Source organism: Paenarthrobacter sp. NPDC058040 (genome assembly GCF_042885775.1).
Taxonomy (GTDB): Bacteria; Actinomycetota; Actinomycetes; order Actinomycetales; family Micrococcaceae; genus Arthrobacter.
The window spans coordinates 470700-486710 of record NZ_JBHVRN010000001.1 but is presented as its reverse complement, the minus strand read 5'-3'; the positions used below and the strand labels follow the sequence as shown (position 1 = coordinate 486710).

General features: G+C 63.4%; 16 protein-coding genes and 1 tRNA gene. 5 read left to right on the top strand and 12 right to left on the bottom strand.

The window, feature by feature from the left end; all coding sequences use genetic code 11:
- The first annotated feature begins 28 nt into the window (after window positions 1–28).
- On the top strand, window positions 29–739 hold the full coding sequence (locus tag ACFVSJ_RS02110; protein ID WP_387433802.1) for a hypothetical protein: 711 nt from the start codon (window positions 29–31) through the stop codon (window positions 737–739).
- A gap of 1 nt (window position 740) precedes the next feature.
- Here ACFVSJ_RS02110 and ACFVSJ_RS02105 read toward each other — a convergent pair whose 3' ends face one another.
- The 6 genes from ACFVSJ_RS02105 to rpsB all read right to left on the bottom strand — a co-directional run bounded on the left by ACFVSJ_RS02105 (window position 741) and on the right by rpsB (window position 5599).
- Window positions 741–1325 carry a DivIVA domain-containing protein gene (locus ACFVSJ_RS02105; RefSeq protein WP_387433800.1) on the bottom strand — a complete coding sequence of 195 codons (585 nt, stop codon included), beginning with the start codon at window positions 1323–1325 and terminating at the stop codon, window positions 741–743.
- Window positions 1326–1346: 21 nt separating this feature from the next.
- Window positions 1347–2282, bottom strand: a complete 936-nt coding sequence (locus ACFVSJ_RS02100; protein ID WP_387433798.1) for a phosphatidate cytidylyltransferase — start codon at window positions 2280–2282, stop codon at window positions 1347–1349.
- Window positions 2282–2839 carry a ribosome recycling factor gene (frr, locus tag ACFVSJ_RS02095; protein WP_387433795.1) on the bottom strand — a complete coding sequence of 186 codons (558 nt, stop codon included), beginning with the start codon at window positions 2837–2839 and terminating at the stop codon, window positions 2282–2284. Before frr ends, ACFVSJ_RS02100 begins: the two co-directional genes overlap by 1 nt.
- Before the next feature lie 101 nt (window positions 2840–2940).
- A complete protein-coding gene (gene pyrH / locus ACFVSJ_RS02090; protein ID WP_387433793.1) occupies window positions 2941–3678 on the bottom strand; it encodes a UMP kinase in 738 nt (245 codons plus the stop codon).
- Window positions 3679–3800: 122 nt separating this feature from the next.
- Window positions 3801–4637 carry a translation elongation factor Ts gene (tsf, locus tag ACFVSJ_RS02085; RefSeq protein WP_387433790.1) on the bottom strand — a complete coding sequence of 279 codons (837 nt, stop codon included), beginning with the start codon at window positions 4635–4637 and terminating at the stop codon, window positions 3801–3803.
- A gap of 122 nt (window positions 4638–4759) precedes the next feature.
- Window positions 4760–5599 carry a 30S ribosomal protein S2 gene (gene rpsB, locus ACFVSJ_RS02080; RefSeq protein WP_387433787.1) on the bottom strand — a complete coding sequence of 280 codons (840 nt, stop codon included), beginning with the start codon at window positions 5597–5599 and terminating at the stop codon, window positions 4760–4762.
- 403 nt (window positions 5600–6002) lie between these two features.
- On the opposite strand from rpsB, the gene ACFVSJ_RS02075 reads away from it, so the two are divergent.
- A complete protein-coding gene (locus tag ACFVSJ_RS02075) occupies window positions 6003–6515 on the top strand; it encodes a M23 family metallopeptidase (RefSeq protein ID WP_387433785.1) in 513 nt (170 codons plus the stop codon).
- A gap of 19 nt (window positions 6516–6534) precedes the next feature.
- Here the strand turns inward: ACFVSJ_RS02075 and ACFVSJ_RS02070 are convergent, their stop codons facing one another.
- The 6 genes from ACFVSJ_RS02070 to ACFVSJ_RS02045 all read right to left on the bottom strand — a co-directional run bounded on the left by ACFVSJ_RS02070 (window position 6535) and on the right by ACFVSJ_RS02045 (window position 11795).
- The gene (locus ACFVSJ_RS02070) at window positions 6535–7725 is read right to left on the bottom strand and encodes an acyl-CoA dehydrogenase family protein (protein WP_387433782.1); all 1191 of its coding nucleotides are present in this window, start codon (window positions 7723–7725) and stop codon (window positions 6535–6537) included.
- Between the two features lie 182 nt (window positions 7726–7907).
- A tRNA-Ile gene (locus tag ACFVSJ_RS02065) sits at window positions 7908–7981 on the bottom strand.
- An 84-nt stretch (window positions 7982–8065) separates the two neighbouring features.
- Window positions 8066–9262: a glycosyltransferase gene (locus ACFVSJ_RS02060; RefSeq protein ID WP_387433779.1), complete on the bottom strand. Its 1197-nt coding sequence runs from the start codon at window positions 9260–9262 to the stop codon at window positions 8066–8068.
- Between the two features lie 110 nt (window positions 9263–9372).
- Window positions 9373–10275: a DMT family transporter gene (locus ACFVSJ_RS02055; protein ID WP_387433777.1), complete on the bottom strand. Its 903-nt coding sequence runs from the start codon at window positions 10273–10275 to the stop codon at window positions 9373–9375.
- A complete protein-coding gene (locus tag ACFVSJ_RS02050) occupies window positions 10275–10898 on the bottom strand; it encodes a CDP-alcohol phosphatidyltransferase family protein (protein WP_387433774.1) in 624 nt (207 codons plus the stop codon). Before ACFVSJ_RS02050 ends, ACFVSJ_RS02055 begins: the two co-directional genes overlap by 1 nt.
- A gap of 48 nt (window positions 10899–10946) precedes the next feature.
- Window positions 10947–11795, bottom strand: a complete 849-nt coding sequence (locus ACFVSJ_RS02045; RefSeq protein WP_387433772.1) for a phage holin family protein — start codon at window positions 11793–11795, stop codon at window positions 10947–10949.
- A 173-nt stretch (window positions 11796–11968) separates the two neighbouring features.
- Here ACFVSJ_RS02045 and ACFVSJ_RS02040 point away from each other — a divergent pair, with 173 nt between their 5' ends.
- From ACFVSJ_RS02040 to ACFVSJ_RS02030, 3 genes are all read left to right on the top strand, one after another.
- Complete coding sequence (locus tag ACFVSJ_RS02040) at window positions 11969–13198, top strand: multidrug effflux MFS transporter (protein WP_387433771.1); 1230 nt, start codon at window positions 11969–11971, stop codon at window positions 13196–13198.
- Window positions 13199–13217: 19 nt separating this feature from the next.
- On the top strand, window positions 13218–13397 hold the full coding sequence (locus tag ACFVSJ_RS02035; RefSeq protein WP_387433769.1) for a glycine zipper domain-containing protein: 180 nt from the start codon (window positions 13218–13220) through the stop codon (window positions 13395–13397).
- 83 nt (window positions 13398–13480) lie between these two features.
- On the top strand, window positions 13481–15979 hold the full coding sequence (locus ACFVSJ_RS02030) for a phosphatidylglycerol lysyltransferase domain-containing protein (protein ID WP_387433767.1): 2499 nt from the start codon (window positions 13481–13483) through the stop codon (window positions 15977–15979).
- Window positions 15980–16011: the final 32 nt, after the last annotated feature.

Here is a 16011-nt window from a genome sequence, read left to right as displayed (position 1 = left end):
GGGACCCTGCAAGGTGGACAATGTCGCCATGTCCCAAGAGCCGGGACCGGCCGATACCGAACCACCAGCCGCCGCAACCCAGCCCGCGTCCTCACCCAGCATCAGGGCGCAATTGCTGGCAACGGAACACTGGAGCCTGCTCGCGTCCCGCAGCACCACCCAGGGCGAGGTCCTCACCCGTATCAGTATGTTCCTCACGTTTACATCAGCAAGCTTGCTCAGTGTTGCGTTGGTGGGGAACGCCACGCAGTTCTCGGATGCCTTCCGGGCGTTCGCCCTGACAATCCTTAGCATCGACGTGGTGGTGGGACTGCTCACGCACGTCCGCGTGATGAGCGTCGGAATGGAAGACCTCATGTACGTCATCGCCATGAACAGGTTGCGGGCGGCCTACGTTGACATGGATCCCGGCCTTGCGCCCTATTTCATGGCTGCTTTCACGGACGACGAAGCGGGCGCCAAACGGACCTACTACTTCCTGGGCAAGCGGGGTGACTTCAACCAGGTGGCCGGAAGCAGCATGGTGTTCATGGGCACGGTCAATGCCGCACTGATTGCCTTGCTGGCAGGTTCGGCGTTGCTGGTGGCCGGGCTGGCCATGCAACTTGCGGTTGCGATAGCCGTCCTGGCCGCGCTGGCGTTCTTCGCCACGTCAATGCTGCGCGGCAAGCGGCGGTACGACGAGGTGTGGCGGAACAATCCACCGATGCATTCCGGTCCCGAGAGACCGGGAACGTGATTCAGTCGATGGCTGCCATCAGTTCAACGACGCGGTCCAGGAAGGCATCCACCTGGGCTTCCTCGTACCCCGCGTCACCCTTCGCTGCGCGGAACACGGCCCGGCGAACGGTATCGACACTCAGGGCCTGGTCGTTTTCCAGGTAGCCGATGAGTTCGATGCACAACGCATCTACGTCCTGGACGTTGTAGCTCCGGGACTTCTTCCTTGCCGGGCGGCGGAAGCGCTCCCCGTCGGGGCGGTGCAGTCGTCCGCGGAGCACACCCGAGAGCTTGCCGATTTGGCGCAGCCACGCTTCCTCGCCCTGCTGGTTGATCAGCTCGTCCCGTTCCCTGCGCGCAAAAGCATCTTCCAGACGGTCCAGGGCAGCGTCCACACTGTGGGCATCGTATCCGCCCTTGACGGGGTCGAAGGCCACATCGCGTACATCGCTGCTGGCCACCGGCCCGGAAGCCCCAACCGGGTTCTCGAACGAGCTACGGGCACGGTTCAGGAAGGCGTCCACCTGCTTGGCGTTGTAGCCGTACTTGTTCCGCTCCACGCGGTCAAAGGTTGCGGGAATCTGGCGTCGAATATCCAAAGCCATCAATTATCCTTCGTTGGGTTGCTAGACGCCGCTGAGCAGCGCGAACAGAACATAGGCCACAGGGGCTGCGAACACGATTGAATCCAGGCGGTCCATCACGCCGCCGTGGCCTGGGAGGATACTGCTCATGTCCTTGACGCCGAGTTCGCGTTTGACCATGGACTCGGCAAGGTCTCCCGCCGTCGCAGCGGCTACCATGCCGACGGCGAGCACCAGGCCTACCCACCACGGCTTGTCCAGGATGAAGAGGCAGGCGAGCACGCCGATGACCATCGCTCCAACGACAGACCCCGCGAAACCTTCCCAGGATTTCTTGGGGCTGATTTTCGGAGCCATGGGGTGCTTCCCGAAGGACGCTCCCACGATGTATCCAAAGGTGTCATTGGCCACCACCAGCAGCAGCATGGTGGCAATCTGCCAGGCGCCGCCAGGAATACCGTCGGGCCAGAATCCCACGGGCGTGGCACCGCCGCTGGAATGCAGGGGCAAGGCCGCGAAACTGATCAGGAACGGTACCCAGGCAAGGGTGAACACCCCGGCAAAAACACTGCGCGGAGCGCCCGCGGCACTTTCGATGGACCTCCACAGCAACACCGCCACGCAGCTGGCCACCATGGTGAAAAGCAGGCCCTCAAGCCCGCCAAAGAACGCCGACACCGGCAAACCCAAGGTGCCCGCCATCACGGGGATCACCGGCATGCGGGTGCCTTGCGCTTCAAGCGCCCGGAAAATTTCCCAGACACCCATCACGGCGAACGCCGTCACCAAGAGGACGAACCCGAGCGGCAGGAACAGCAGTCCCCCCAGCACGGCGATGAGCATGGCAAGCCCGACGCCGATGGCGGCCGGCAGGTTGCGGCCCGCCTTCGGCGTAGGGTTCCCGCGCGAACGCCTGGCGTCCTTGCGGGTGTCGCGTGTCGGGACCCGCCCAGCGGGCGCCGGCTCTGCCTGGTTCATCAGACCTCGAGCAGCTCGGCTTCCTTGCGCTTGAGCAGCTCGTCGATGCTGTCGACGTGCTGCTTGGTGAGGGCATCGAGTTCCTTCTCGGCACGTGCGCCCTCGTCCTCGCCTGCTTCGCCGTCCTTGACGAGCTTGTCCAGGGAGTCCTTGGCCTTGCGGCGGATGCTGCGGACGGAGACCTTGGCGTCCTCCCCCTTGCCCTTGACGATCTTCACGTATTCCTTGCGGCGCTCCTTGGTGAGCTCCGGGATGGTCACGCGGATGACGTTGCCGTCGTTGGACGGGTTGGCGCCCACCTCGGAGTCACTCAGGGCCTTCTCGATGTCGCGCAGGGCCGACTTGTCGTAAGGGGTGATCAGGATGGTGCGGGCATCGGGCACGGCAAAGGAGGCCAGCTGCTGCAGCGGGGTAGGCGTGCCGTAGTACTCCACGATCACCTTGTTGTAGAGACCGGGGTTTGCCCGGCCCGTACGGATCGTGGCGAAATCGTCCTTGGCTACCTCAACCGCCTTGTCCATCTTCTCGCCGGCTTCGAGCAAGGTTTCTTCGATCACGGGGTTCTCTCCTCAAATAGTCGCTGCCCGGCTTGGGGCTGCCATGCACAGTAAAGTTCCGCCATCAGGGGCGGATGGTCCTGGAAATATCCTAGCCGCTGCTACGGAGTAACCAGCGTTCCCAGCGTTTCTCCGCGGATGGCACGGGTAACGTTGCCCTCGCCTTCCATGCCGAACACCACCATGGAGAGCTTGTTGTCCTTGCACATGGTCATGGCCGTCTGGTCCATCACTCGGATGTCGCGGCGCAGGGCGTCGTCGTAGCTGAGGACATCGAGCTTTTCGGCTGCCGGGTCCTTCTTGGGGTCGGCGGTGTAGACGCCGTCCACACCGCTCTTGGCCATCAGGACCACATCGGCGTGGACTTCAAGGGCACGTTGCGCGGCAACAGTGTCCGTGGAGAAGTAGGGCAGGCCGGCGCCTGCACCGAAGATGACCACACGGCCCTTTTCCATGTGGCGGATGGCGCGGCGGGGAATGTAGGCCTCGGCCACCTGGCCCATGGTGATGGCGCTTTGCACGCGGGTTTCGACGCCGGCCTGCTCCAGGAAGTCCTGGAGGGCGAGGCAGTTCATGACCGTGCCGAGCATGCCCATGTAGTCGGCGCGGGAACGGTCCATGCCGCTCTGCGAAAGTTCGGCTCCGCGGAAGAAGTTGCCGCCACCCACCACGATGGCTACTTCGACGTCGGAAACGGCGGCGGCGATCTGCTTGGCTATGGCTCGGACGGTTTCGGGGTCGACACCGAGCTTGCCTCCGCCGATGACCTCGCCGGAAAGTTTCAGAAGTACACGACGGCGGGTCTTCTCGGGCTGGATTGCAGTGTTCTCGGTTTCCATGGTGCCTTCCCGTTGGTGGACTTTGGCTAGATTACAGTGCTGTGGGTCCGTGCAGGTACTTACCCGGACGGGTGCATGAAAAAGGGGCGGCCACCGAAGTGACCACCCCTTTTCACGACTTGCTAGTTTCCGACGCGGAAACGGGTTACTGCGGTTGCCTTGACGCCGGCTTCCTCGAGGACCTGTGCAACGGTCTTCTTGGAGTCCTTGGCGAATGCCTGGTCAACCAGTACTTCACCCTTGTAGAAGCCCGTCACGCGGCCTTCAACGATCTTGGCGAGTGCAGCTTCCGGCTTGCCTTCAGCCTTGGCCGTTTCCTCGGCGATGCGGCGCTCGGACTCAACGAGTTCGGCCGGTACATCCTCGCGGGTGAGGTAGTTCGGAGCCATGGCGGCAACGTGGACAGCGATGTCGTGTGCGGCGGTGGCAGCGGCTTCGCCTTCACCGTCAACAGCGAACAGAACGCCGACCTGTGCCGGGAGGTCCTTGGAGGTCTTGTGCAGGTACGCGTCAACCGTGGTTCCCTCAACGCGGGAGATGCGGCGGACAACGACCTTTTCGCCGAGGACAGCGCCCTCTTCGATGACGACGTCGGCAAGCTTCTTGCCGTCGACCTCGGTGGCGAGCAGGGTGTCGAGGTCGGCAGCGCCGGACTCGACAGCTACGGTGAGGACCTTGTCAGCCAGCTGGATGAACTTGTCAGCCTTGGCGACGAAGTCGGTCTCGCAGTTGACCTCGATCATTACGCCTACGCCACCGGTGACCTTGGCAGCAACCAGGCCCTCGGCAGTGGAACGGCCTTCGCGCTTGGTAGCGCCCTTGAGGCCCTTGATGCGGATGATTTCGATGGCCTTCTCGGCGTCACCGTTGGCCTCGTCAAGAGCCTTCTTGACGTCCATCATGCCGGCGCCGGTGCGCTCACGCAGGGCCTTGATGTCAGCAGCAGTGTAGTTCGCCATGTGAACCCCTCTGTCTAGAAATTTTGTGTTTACGTGACTGACAGGACAGCAACCCACCGGGTGGGCCGCCATCCTGTCAGTTGGCCCCCGACGCCGTGTCCGGCATCAGGGAAGGTACGGATTTACTTGGCTTCTTCGGCTTCGCCGGCGGGAGCCTCAGGAGCTTCGGTTGCTTCAGCGGCCGCTGCTTCTGCCTTGCTGCCTTCGAGAAGCTCGCGCTCCCACTCGGCCAGCGGCTCTTCCGGAGCTTCGGTGGTGCCGGTTGCGCGCTGGTTGCGGGCGATGAGGCCCTCAGCAACGGCGTCGGCAACAACGCGGGTGAGCAGGTTGACGGAGCGGATGGCGTCGTCGTTGCCCGGGATCGGGAAGTCGACTTCGTCGGGATCGCAGTTGGTGTCCAGGATGGCAACAACCGGGATGTTCAGCTTCTTGGCTTCGTCGACAGCAAGGTGTTCCTTCTTGGTGTCAACAACCCACAGAACTGAAGGAGCCTTGGTCAGGTTGCGGATACCACCGAGGTTGGACTCAAGCTTGGTGAGTTCGCGCTTGAGGAGCAGGAGCTCCTTCTTGGTGTAACCGGAGCCGGCGACGTCCTCGAAGTTGATCTCTTCGAGTTCCTTCATGCGCTGGATACGCTTGGCGACGGTCTGGAAGTTGGTGAGCATACCGCCCAGCCAACGCTGGTTGACGTACGGCTGGCCAACGCGGGTAGCCTGCTCGGCAATTGCTTCCTGAGCCTGCTTCTTGGTGCCGACGAACAGGACGGTGCCGCCGTGGGCGACAGTAGCCTTGACGAACTCGTAGGCGCGGTCGATGTAGGACAGCGACTGCTGGAGGTCAATGATGTAGATGCCGTTGCGCTCAGTGAAGATGAAGCGCTTCATCTTCGGGTTCCAACGACGGGTCTGGTGTCCAAAGTGGACGCCGCTGTCAAGCAGCTGGCGCATGGTTACGACGGGCATGCCGACGCTCCTTCCGGCAGGTCATTCATGAGAGAGCCCTTGGGGCCGCTCTTACCCTGCCAATAGTTGACGGTTGTTCAGTCGCTGCCCGGACGGGCGCGGCTCCTGGCATCCATTGCACTTCCCATCCGGCATGGGTTCATGGCCGGACCGCAGGAGGCACAATCCTCCGCAGCCTGAAGCCACAAGGCTTCGCTGGTGGAGGGCTGGATACGCGTAGTCAATCTGAGTCCCCCGCACATCTGAATGAGACATGCTTCTGAACAAGCCTGAGGGCACAGCAAACTGCTCCACTTAGTGTACTACAGCGGGCCCACCTGTTTGACCGCCCGGCCGGGCCTGGTTGTCCACATATGGCACCCCGCGCATCGCCATTCGCGACGGCGCGCGGAAGCCTTGATCCATGGCCCTCACGAAGCTCATTTCGCTCATCCTTGCCGCCTTTCTAACCGGCTCGGCCACGCCGGCTCCGGCGCATGAACGCTGGGCCTGGCCCCTCTCCCCCAAGCCGGCGGTCCTGCGGACCTTTGATCCACCTGACAAGCCATGGCTCAGCGGCCACCGCGGCGTGGACCTGGGAGCAAACCACGACGGCGGGGCCGCCACCGAGGGGGCGCAGGTCACTTCCCCCGCCGATGGCGTGGTCACCTTTTCAGGAGTGGTCGTAGACCGCCCCGTCCTCACGATCGACCATGGCGGCGGGCTGCGCAGCAGTTTCGAGCCAGTGTCCAGCGAGCTGAAGCCGGGAGACCGCGTGGCCAAGGGCGATGCCGTCGGCACCGTGGCCGCCGCTTCCGGACCAGGCCATTGCCCGGGACCCTGCCTGCACTGGGGCGTTCGCCGCGGCGAGGACTACATCAATCCGCTGGCCATGGTTAAGGACCTCCGGCCGTCCATCCTGCTGCCGTTGAACTGAATGCCGGACCAGCGCAGGTTCAGACGATCGCCGAGACGCCAGTGATGGCACGGCCGGCCACCAAGGTGTTGATCTCGTAGGTTCCCTCGTAGGAGTAGATGGCCTCCGCGTCAGCGAACACTTTGGCCATGCCGTAGTCCGTGACAATGCCATTGCCGCCCAGGATGCTGCGCCCCAGGGCAACGCTTTCGCGCATGCGGGCCGTAGTGAAAGCCTTAGCCAAAGCCGATTGCTCATCCCGGGCCGCGCCCGCGTCTTCCAACTGGGCGAGGCGCACCATCATGCCCATCGATGCCACGGCGTTACCCAGGATCTGGACCAGCTGGCCCTGGATCAATTGGAAGGCCGCCAAGGGGCGCCCGAACTGCCGGCGTTCCACCGCGTAGCTGCGGGCAATGTCGAAGGCCGCAAGCTGCAGCCCCACAGCCTGCCACGCAACGGCCAGGCGCGTGACCTTGAGGACCTTGTTGGTGTCCCGGAAGCTGTTGGCATGTGCGAGCTTGAAGAAGTCCGGCACCACCACGTTGTCCAGGGTGATGTCGGCATTCTGGACGGTGCGCAGCGAGATCTTGTTCTCGATCTTGCTGGCGGAGTAACCCGGCAGGGAGGTGTCCACCAAGAACGCCTTCACCTGGTTGTCGGCCACATCCTTGGCGTAGATGACCACCCAGTCGGAGAAGGTGGCGTTGCCGATCCAGCGCTTGGCGCCGTTAAGTACCCAGCTATCCCCTTCTCGGCGGGCCGTGGTGCGCGTGCCGCCGGCAACGTCCGATCCGCCCAAGGGCTCTGTCAGGCCGAACGCCCCGATCTTCTTCAGCGAGTAGATATCGGGCAACCACGCATCCTTCTGCTCTTGGGAAGCCAGAGCTTCAATGGAGCCCGTGAACAGGCCGTCGTGCACGCCCATGAACGTGGCGATGGAGGCGTCTGCGCGGGTGACTTCGGCATGGAGGATACCGGCGAAGAGGTTGGAGTACCCCTGCCGACGCACCGGACTCACCAGATCGAGCTCGGCCAGCTTGGGAACCAGGTCCATGGGGAACTCGCCCCGGTTCCAGCAGTCCACCGCTATGGGCTTGACCTCGCGTGCGAGGAATTCGCGGACCTCCGCCAGGCGGTCCTGCTCCTTGCCGGTCAGCAATTGTTCAAAAGCGTAGAAGTCGCCATCGGCGTAGGGAAGGCTGGAGGGTTCGAAGGCGGCGTTGGACATGTTCTCTCCTTCAAGAAATGGCCCGCGAAGACCACGGCAGAGCGCGGAAAAGTTACCGACGGGTATATGTTACTGATGAGTAACTTACCCCACGCTGGACATTCGCCGCAACGTAAAGGGCCCTGGACAGCAAAAGAGCCGTGGCCGACGTTCCATAACGTCAACCACGGCTCCCGTGAATGTAGGGCTACTCGGACTTGAACCGAGGACCTTAGGATTATGAGTCCCGCGCTCTAACCAGCTGAGCTATAGCCCCGTGATGCCCGTCCACACCGCGGTTAGGCAGCATTTCCGGGCAAAGCACTCTAGCAATACTAATAGCTGTGAAGGAGTGCTTTGGTCACACTACTTTGTCCTCGTAGGTGGCACCGCGGTAGAGATCCTCGAAGGTCTGCAGGGTTCCATTGATGCTGTGTGGTTCAACCATTTCGCGGCTGACCTTGCCCATGGCGTTCAGCTGGTCCTCGGGCAGTTCAACGAGCTTGGTGATCTTGGCTGCCAGTTCGGTGCTGTCATTCGGCGTGAACAGGTACCCGTTCTCGCCGTCGCGGACCAGGTGCGGAAGGGCCATCGCATCGGCCAGGAGCACCGGAGTGGAAGCCGACATTGCCTCCAGGGTCACCAACGACTGCAATTCGGCAGTACCCGGCATGCAGAAGATGTCAGCCTTGATGTAGGCGGCCCGCAGGTCTTCGTCACTCGCCAGGCCCAGGAACTTTACCCTGTCGCCGAGCCCCAGCCGGGCCACCTGCGCCTCGAGTGCAGGCCTGACTTCGCCGCCGCCAACGATTTCCAGGTGGACGTTGAGTTCCCGGGGCGTCTTGGCTACGGCGTCGATCAGCACATCGACGTGTTTCTCCTCGGCCAGGCGGCCGGCAAAGAGGACCGTGGGGTTGGGATGCGGATCCATGGTCTCGCCGGGCTGCAGTTCGTAGGCCGCGGAATCGATGCCGTTGGACAAGGGCAGGACCTTGCGGAGGAAGGCGTGCTGGTGCATGGCCTTGGCGGCCAGGGGCGTGGGCGTGGTGACAACCTGTGCCTGGCCCATCACCTTGCCCATGTCCTTCCACGAGATCCGGCCAATGATGTCCTTGAACCACTGCGGGAAGGGCAGGAACGGGTTCAGGTTCTCCGGCATGAAGTGGTTGGTGGCAACAATTCGCACGCCGCGCTTGACGGCCTCGTACAGGACGTGCTCGCCGATCATGTAATGGCTCTGGATGTGAACCACGTCCGGCTGGACCTTGTCGAAGAGGAGGCTGATTTCCTTCTTGATTTCCCACGGGAAGCAGATGCGGAAGTACTCGTGCGTGGGGACGCTGTGTGAACGCAGGCGGTGGACTGTGGCTTCGTCGCGGAATTCCGTGAAGCTCTTGCCCTTGTCCTGCCGGCAGGCCAGCACGTGCACGTTGTGACCGCGCGCCGTCATTCCCTTGGCCAGGCGGTAGCCGAACTGTGCGGCGCCGTTGACGTGCGGCGGGTACGTGTCCGCCGCGATCAGGATGGTAAGGGGTTTGTTGGTGTCGGGAATGGTCACTGTGGAGAACTCCTGATGGTCACGGTGCGGACAGCATCAATGGTGGCAATGCTGCGGTGTCGCCGGTTTCGCCGGGCCGCCAAGGCGGTGGCGCAAGGTCTTGCACTCCCCTAAGCCTTCCGGTGTGGTCCCTTCGCGTCCTTCTTGCGCTTGGTGACTTCCGGGTGGTGGCGGCTGAGGGCAATAACCCCCACGATAGCAAGGACAGCCGCCGCAGCCATGGCGATTGCCATGACGGCGTGGACATCGGGACGAAGCTCACCAAGGATGACGATGCCGATCGCGATGCCCACCATGGGGTCGATCACGGTCAGTCCGGCGATCACCAGGTCCGGTGGACCACTGGAATAGGCACTCTGCACGAACCACGAGCCGAGGCCTCCGGCGGCAGCGATGGCGATGAGCGTGTACCACTGCACGTTGAGCAGGAACAGGCCGTTGGGATCCAGCAGGTGCTTGCCAATGATGCGGGTCAGGACGGCGACGAACCCGAAGAGCACGCCTGCGCCGAGGATGTAGACGAAAGCGCTCATGCGGTGCTTGAACAAAACTGCCAGCGTCCCAAAAATGCCAACGGCCAACGCCAGCAGCAACACGATGGTGAGTTCGTCCTCGCCACTCACATGGTGGTTTTCCTGTGTAACAAAGACGGCCAGCAACACGAACAACGCGGATCCCGTGACACAGGCGCTGATGGCAACCACAGTGGCCCGGTTGATACTGAGGCCCTGGTCCTTGGCGTTCACCACCGTGGTGATGACCAACGCGATCGCGCCAATCGGCTGGACCACGGTCAAGGGTGCCGAGACCAGCGCGATCGCGTTCGACGCCATGCCGAGGCACAGCAGCAGCAACCCGAACATCCAGCGCGGATTGCGCAGCAGCCGCAGGAAACCATTGGAGCTGAGCGCCAACCCACCGGTATCTGCCTTGACCGCGCTGCCTTGGCGCTGGGCACCGACGGCAAGGAAAAATGCGCCAAGTACCGCAAGGAAAACCGCAAGCCAGACCATCAGCCGCGTCCGCCGTCGTCGTTCTGCAGTTCTTTGCCTTTCCGCAGGATGGCCCAGAAGTAGTTGTAGGCCGCAATCCAGTGACCCACCAGCCCCAGGCTGAGGAACGTCCAGGCGGCCACGAAGTAGACATCCGTGAATGGCAAGGACAGCTTGGACAGGACCAGCAACGGGGTACCGACCAAGAGCAAGGCGGTCCGGATCTTGCCAATGATGCTGACGGGCAGGTCCGGGTGGCTGCGGAAGTAGAACAGCGTCGCGGTAAGCAGGATGGCGTCCGGCACTACCAGCGCGGCCAGGTACCACCACTGCACGACGCCGGCAATCGCCAAAGTGACTGCCACGGCAATGAGGGCGGCCCGGTCCGCCATGGGATCCAGGATCCTGCCCAGCTTGGAGGTCTGGTCGAAGCGGCGGGCAATGTAGCCGTCGATCCAGTCCGTGCTGCCCATGATCACCAGCACCAGCACAGCGAAGCCGTACTCCTTCTGGGCCAGGACGAGCCAGACGAACAGCGGCACGCCCATAAAGCGCAGGACCGTCAGGACATTGGGGACCGTGAAGATGAGGTCGTGGTCCACAGGGGGACGGTCAGGGCGTGATCCAGCACCGATCAGCCTCATGGTGTCCCCCTTCCCCTCGTTTTCAGTGTTTTCGGTGCGTCAAAGGTGCTATTTCTTCAGCAACTTACGCAATGCGAACACGAAAACGGCTGCGGCAGCTCCGAAGGCGGCCAGGTCCTTCCAGCGGGCGGTGATTCGCCCGGCAAGGTCCTCCGGTACGGATTCGCCGACGCCGGCGAACCGTGCGGCCGCGAACTCGCGGCCTTCCTGGAATTTCTGGTTGGCGGTGTCCAGAAGCTGCTGGCCCTGCTTCTTGAGGTCCAGCTGTTCGCCCAGCTCATCGCGTACCCCGGTCAGGTGCTCGCGACGCTTGTCCAGGCGGCGGCGCAGCTCAGCCTCGGTGGGTGCCTTGACAGCGTCGGCTTCCTTGGCAGCTTCCTTTGCTGCCTTCTCCGCCTTGGCCTTTTCCGCTTCGGCCTTCTTGGCGGCAGCGGCTGCCTCGGCAGCGGGCGAGTTCGGATCGAGGATGGACTCGTCGAAGGCCGAGCCTTCCTTGGCGATACCGAGATCGTGCTTGATCCCGCGGATGGTGTCCTCGGGAACCAACGGCATGGCCTTCTTGAACTTGGCGACGCCGATAAGGGCGCCCAGTGCCACGATCACGAGGAAGACAGCCGAGACGATCAGTGCCGCGAGCCAACCAGGCATGATGGTGGCCAATCCAAGGATCGCGGCCACCACCAACGCGATCACCAGAAGCGCCAGGAAAACCAGCGCCACGCCAAAGAATGCTCCGGCAACCCCTACCTGTGTGGCCTTGCGTTTGAGCTCGACCTTGGCCAGCGCGATTTCGTCATTCAGTTGCCTGGGAGCCAAACGGGCAACGAGCTTGAGGGTCTTCGGCAAAGTACGGATGGCCGGACCTCTGCCGGACCGGCTGGTGTGACGTCCACTCATGGGTTCCGCCTAACTGCTTCCTCTGGGCTTCGTGATGGGTGAACGCGGTGATGAACCAGGCCGCGGGCACCTGTCCTCAAAACTATCATTCAGGTTCCGGCTGAACTTCCGTGCTTGGCAGGGCGGCGCGCCCGAAAGGGCTCCAAAAATATGATGTGTCGGCCATAGGATAGATGATCGTGACGCACCCCATTGCTCCGGGCGATTCCCTGAGCCGACGCGAAAAACTTGTCTACATTCTTCTGCTCGGCGCGCTCACAGCGCTGGGCCCGTTTACCGTGGATCTCTACCTCCCTGCTTTCCCTGCCCTGGAAGACAGCTTTGGCGTGTCGGCAGCGGCGATCCAGCTGACGCTGACGGGCACCACGGTGGGCTTTGGACTGGGCCAGTTGGTGGTTGGACCGTTCAGCGACAAGTTCGGCCGGCGCCTTCCGCTGATCCTTGCCACGGCCCTCCACATCGGTTCTTCACTGGGCGCTGCCCTGTCCACGGACATCGGGCTCCTCTCGCTTTTCCGCGTGCTCATGGGCATTGGGGCCGCCGGCGGCGGCGTGGTGGCCATGGCCATGGTGCGCGACCTGTTCCATGGCTATGCGATGGTCCGGATGTTCTCCCGGATGTCCCTGGTCAACGGGCTCGCCCCGATCCTGGCACCGATCATCGGCTCCCAGCTGCTGTTGGTCCTCCCCTGGCCGGGCATCTTCTACTTCCTCGCCTGCTACGGCACGCTGGTGATCCTGGCCGCCGTGTTCTTCATCAAGGAAACTCTGCCCGCGGAGCAGCGCGGGACCTCCGACGTCACGGTCCGCCAGAGGTACAAGACGGTCCTGACGGACCGCATCTTTGTGGGCATGTTGATGGTAGGAAGCCTGAACTTCGGTGGCTTGTTCGCCTACCTCTCGGCCTCGACGTTCCTCTTCCAGAACATCTACGACTTCTCCGCGCAGGAATATGGACTGCTCTTCGGCATCAATTCCCTGGGCATCGTGGCGGGCGTCCAGATCAGTTCCCGGTTGATCAGGAGGGTGGCTCCACAGTGGATCGTCGCGGGGGCCACCGTGTTCCTTCTGCTCATGGCCGCCCTCATTGTGGTCCTGGACCTCCTGCACGTGGGCCTCTGGGGCATCCTCATCCCGTTGTGGTTCTACATCTTCGCCACCGGCTTCATGTTCCCGTGTGTCCAGGTGCTCTCCCTGGCCAACCACGGAGCCCAAGCCGGGACCGCAGCCTCGATGCTGGGAGCCGCCCAGTTCCTTATGGCCGGCATTGTTCCCCCGATCGTCGGCTGGCTGGGCGTCAGCTCAGCAGTTCCCATGGGTGCTGTCCAGGCGGTGTGCATCGCCGGCGCCATCGCGGCACTCTGGCTCGTGGTCCGTCCCCGCACCGTGCCGTCCATCCACTAGCGGCCCTTAGGCTGGGACCATGACCAGGAAACCGCACCGCAACGGCCGGGGACTCTTCCTCGGAGCCGTGCTTGGCGCCGTCGTCGGAATGCTGCTGGGCCGTGCGGCCGGAAACGCACTGTTCGGCGCCATCCTTGGCGCGGTAGTCGGAGCCGCCCTCCTGTACCGCGTCAACCCGGGTCCCTGGAACAGGCAGTAGCAACACCTCCCCATCCGCGCACCGGCAAGGCAGAATGGTGGCCAGCCGGGGTTACCCGTGCAACACCTGTGAAGGGGAATCACATGAGTGCGGCTGTGGGATTGAGGGGCAACGTACGCGGCGCGACCATTCTGCGAAGGTTGCCACTGACCCTGGGACTCATTGCGGTCCTGTGGATCATCGGCATCGCGACTGGAAGCGTGCTGGCCGGGCCCGGCGAGCCGCTGCTGGAGCAAGTGGGCATCGGCCTGGCCGTCGAACCGGGGCCCTGGTGGTCCGTCTTCACTTCCGGTTTCTTTGCCTCATCGCTCCTGGACTACCTGGCCTGCACTGTCTGCATCCTGGTTGGCGTGGGCATCGCCGAGCGGACCATGGGCCCCTGGCTTGCCCTGGCGGCCTTCGTGGCCGGGACCGCGCTCAGCGCCATGGTGGTTGTTGTCCTGGTTGAGTTCGGCACGGACAACAGCGACCAGTGGCTCAGCTTCCTGGGCGGAGAGTACGTCGTTGGCGCCTACGGAGGGGCCGCGGCGGCTTTGGGATGCTCGACGGCGGCGCTTGAGGCCCTGTGGCGCCGGCGGCTCAGGACGTGGCTGCTGGCCGCCACGCTGATGTTCGCCTTGTTTGTGGGCGTGGCCCAGACGCTGCAGGCCCTCGCCGGTGCCGTGATCGGCATCCTGGCCGGTTGGGGCATCCGGTCCCTGGTCCTGCGGCGCAAGGCAGGGTCCTTCCATTCTTCGAGCCTTCGCGAGACGCGGTTCCTGGTGGGCACCGTAGTTGGCGTGTTCGCGTTGGGTCCGCTCCTCACCCAATTGACCGGAACGCTGGAGGTGGGTCCGCTCTCGGTGGTCTCGCAGGTCATGTTGCAGGCCAGTCCCACCGTGGACGAGGTTCAGGAAGCCTGCGACAACGACAAGAGCTGCGTCACGCTGCAAAGCGTGGTGGGCGTGCAGAGCTTCGGGGCAACGGTCCTCACCCTGATCCCGGTCCTGCTGCTCCTGGTGTGCGCCGAAGGGCTGCGTCGCGGCCGACGACTCGCCTACCGGCTCACCCTGGCCATCCAGTTGTACCTGGCCGCGGTGACCATCTTCACCATCCTGCAGTACGTTACGGACCCCGAAGTGACCCTGGGGAGCGACGACGTTGGATTCCTGCTGCTGTATGCGGTACCGGCGGTCCTCGCACCGCTGATCATCGCAGCCCTCCTGCTGGCCAACCGCCACAAGTTCCGGGTGGAATCCAGCGATGCCGGCTACCGGGTACTGGGCCGGACCACCCTGGCCATGGCCGTCGCAGCCGTGGGCCTCTACGTGGTGTTCTGGTTTGTCGAAGGCAACCCGGAACGCTCCACGCCCTGGGATCTCCTGGGCCAGCTGACGCACATCCTGGTCCCGTTCCCTGTTCCCTTCGTGACCGAGCTCCCCCAAGGCCTGTTCAGCACCATCCTGTACGGACTCGGTGGGGACGTGATCTGGCTCTGCATCCTGCTGCTGGTATTGAACAACTTCCAGCGGTTCCGGACCCTGGCCACGGACCCGGCCGCGGACCTCGGGCACGCCCGCGAACTCATCCACGACGGCGGTGGCTCCCTTTCCTGGATGGCGCTGTGGGACAACAACCAGTACTGGTTCACCCCCGACCGGAACGCCGGCCTTGCCTACCAAGTACACAACGGAGTGGCCTTGACTGTAGCCGGTCCCTTCGGCGCCAAAGAACACCACAGCGACGCAGCCACGGGATTCCTGGCCCACTGTGCCGCACTGGGCCTGACGCCGTGCTTCTACTCGGCCACCGATGAATTGGACGCGGCCCTTCTCCCCCGGAACTTCCGCAGGCTGGAGGTGGCCGAAGAAACCCTCTTGAACGTGCAGACAATGACGTTCAAGGGCAAGGAATGGCAGAACGTTCGGACCGCCCTGAACCGCGCGGACAAGTTGTCCATCAAGGACCAGTGGCACCACTACCACCTCATGCCTCCCGGAATCAGGGCGCAATTGGCCGAAATCTCCGAGGAATGGGTGGCAGACAAGGCCCTGCCGGAGATGGGCTTCACGTTGGGCGGGCTGGACGAGCTCAAGGACCCTGAAGTGCTCTGTTGCGTTGCGGTGGACGACGACGGCCTGGTCCATGGCGTGACCAGCTGGCTGCCGGTCTTCACCGACGGCGTAGTGACGGGCTGGACCCTGGACTTCATGCGGCGCCGCACCACGGGTTTCAAGGGGGTCATGGAGTTCCTGATCGCTTCCGCCGTGTCCCACTTCAAGGAAGACGTCCCGCAGATCTCACTGTCAGGCTCGCCTTTGGCCAACACGGGCGCCGGATCGGACGACGGTGACCACAGTGCGCTGGACCGCGTCCTGGCACTGCTGGGCAATGCCCTGGAACCCATGTACGGCTTCAAGTCCCTCGCTGCCTTCAAATCACGTTTCCAGCCGGAGCACCGCACGTTGTACATGTACTACCGCGATCCCCTGTCCCTGCCGGCCATCGGATTGGCCGTGGGCTCTGCGTACCTGCCGGGACTGTCCCCCGCGCAAAGCGCCGGGTTGCTGCGCCAAATGGTAGCCCGGGAGGCGGCTGCATGAGCGGAGCCTGCTGCAGCGTGGCGGGACGGACG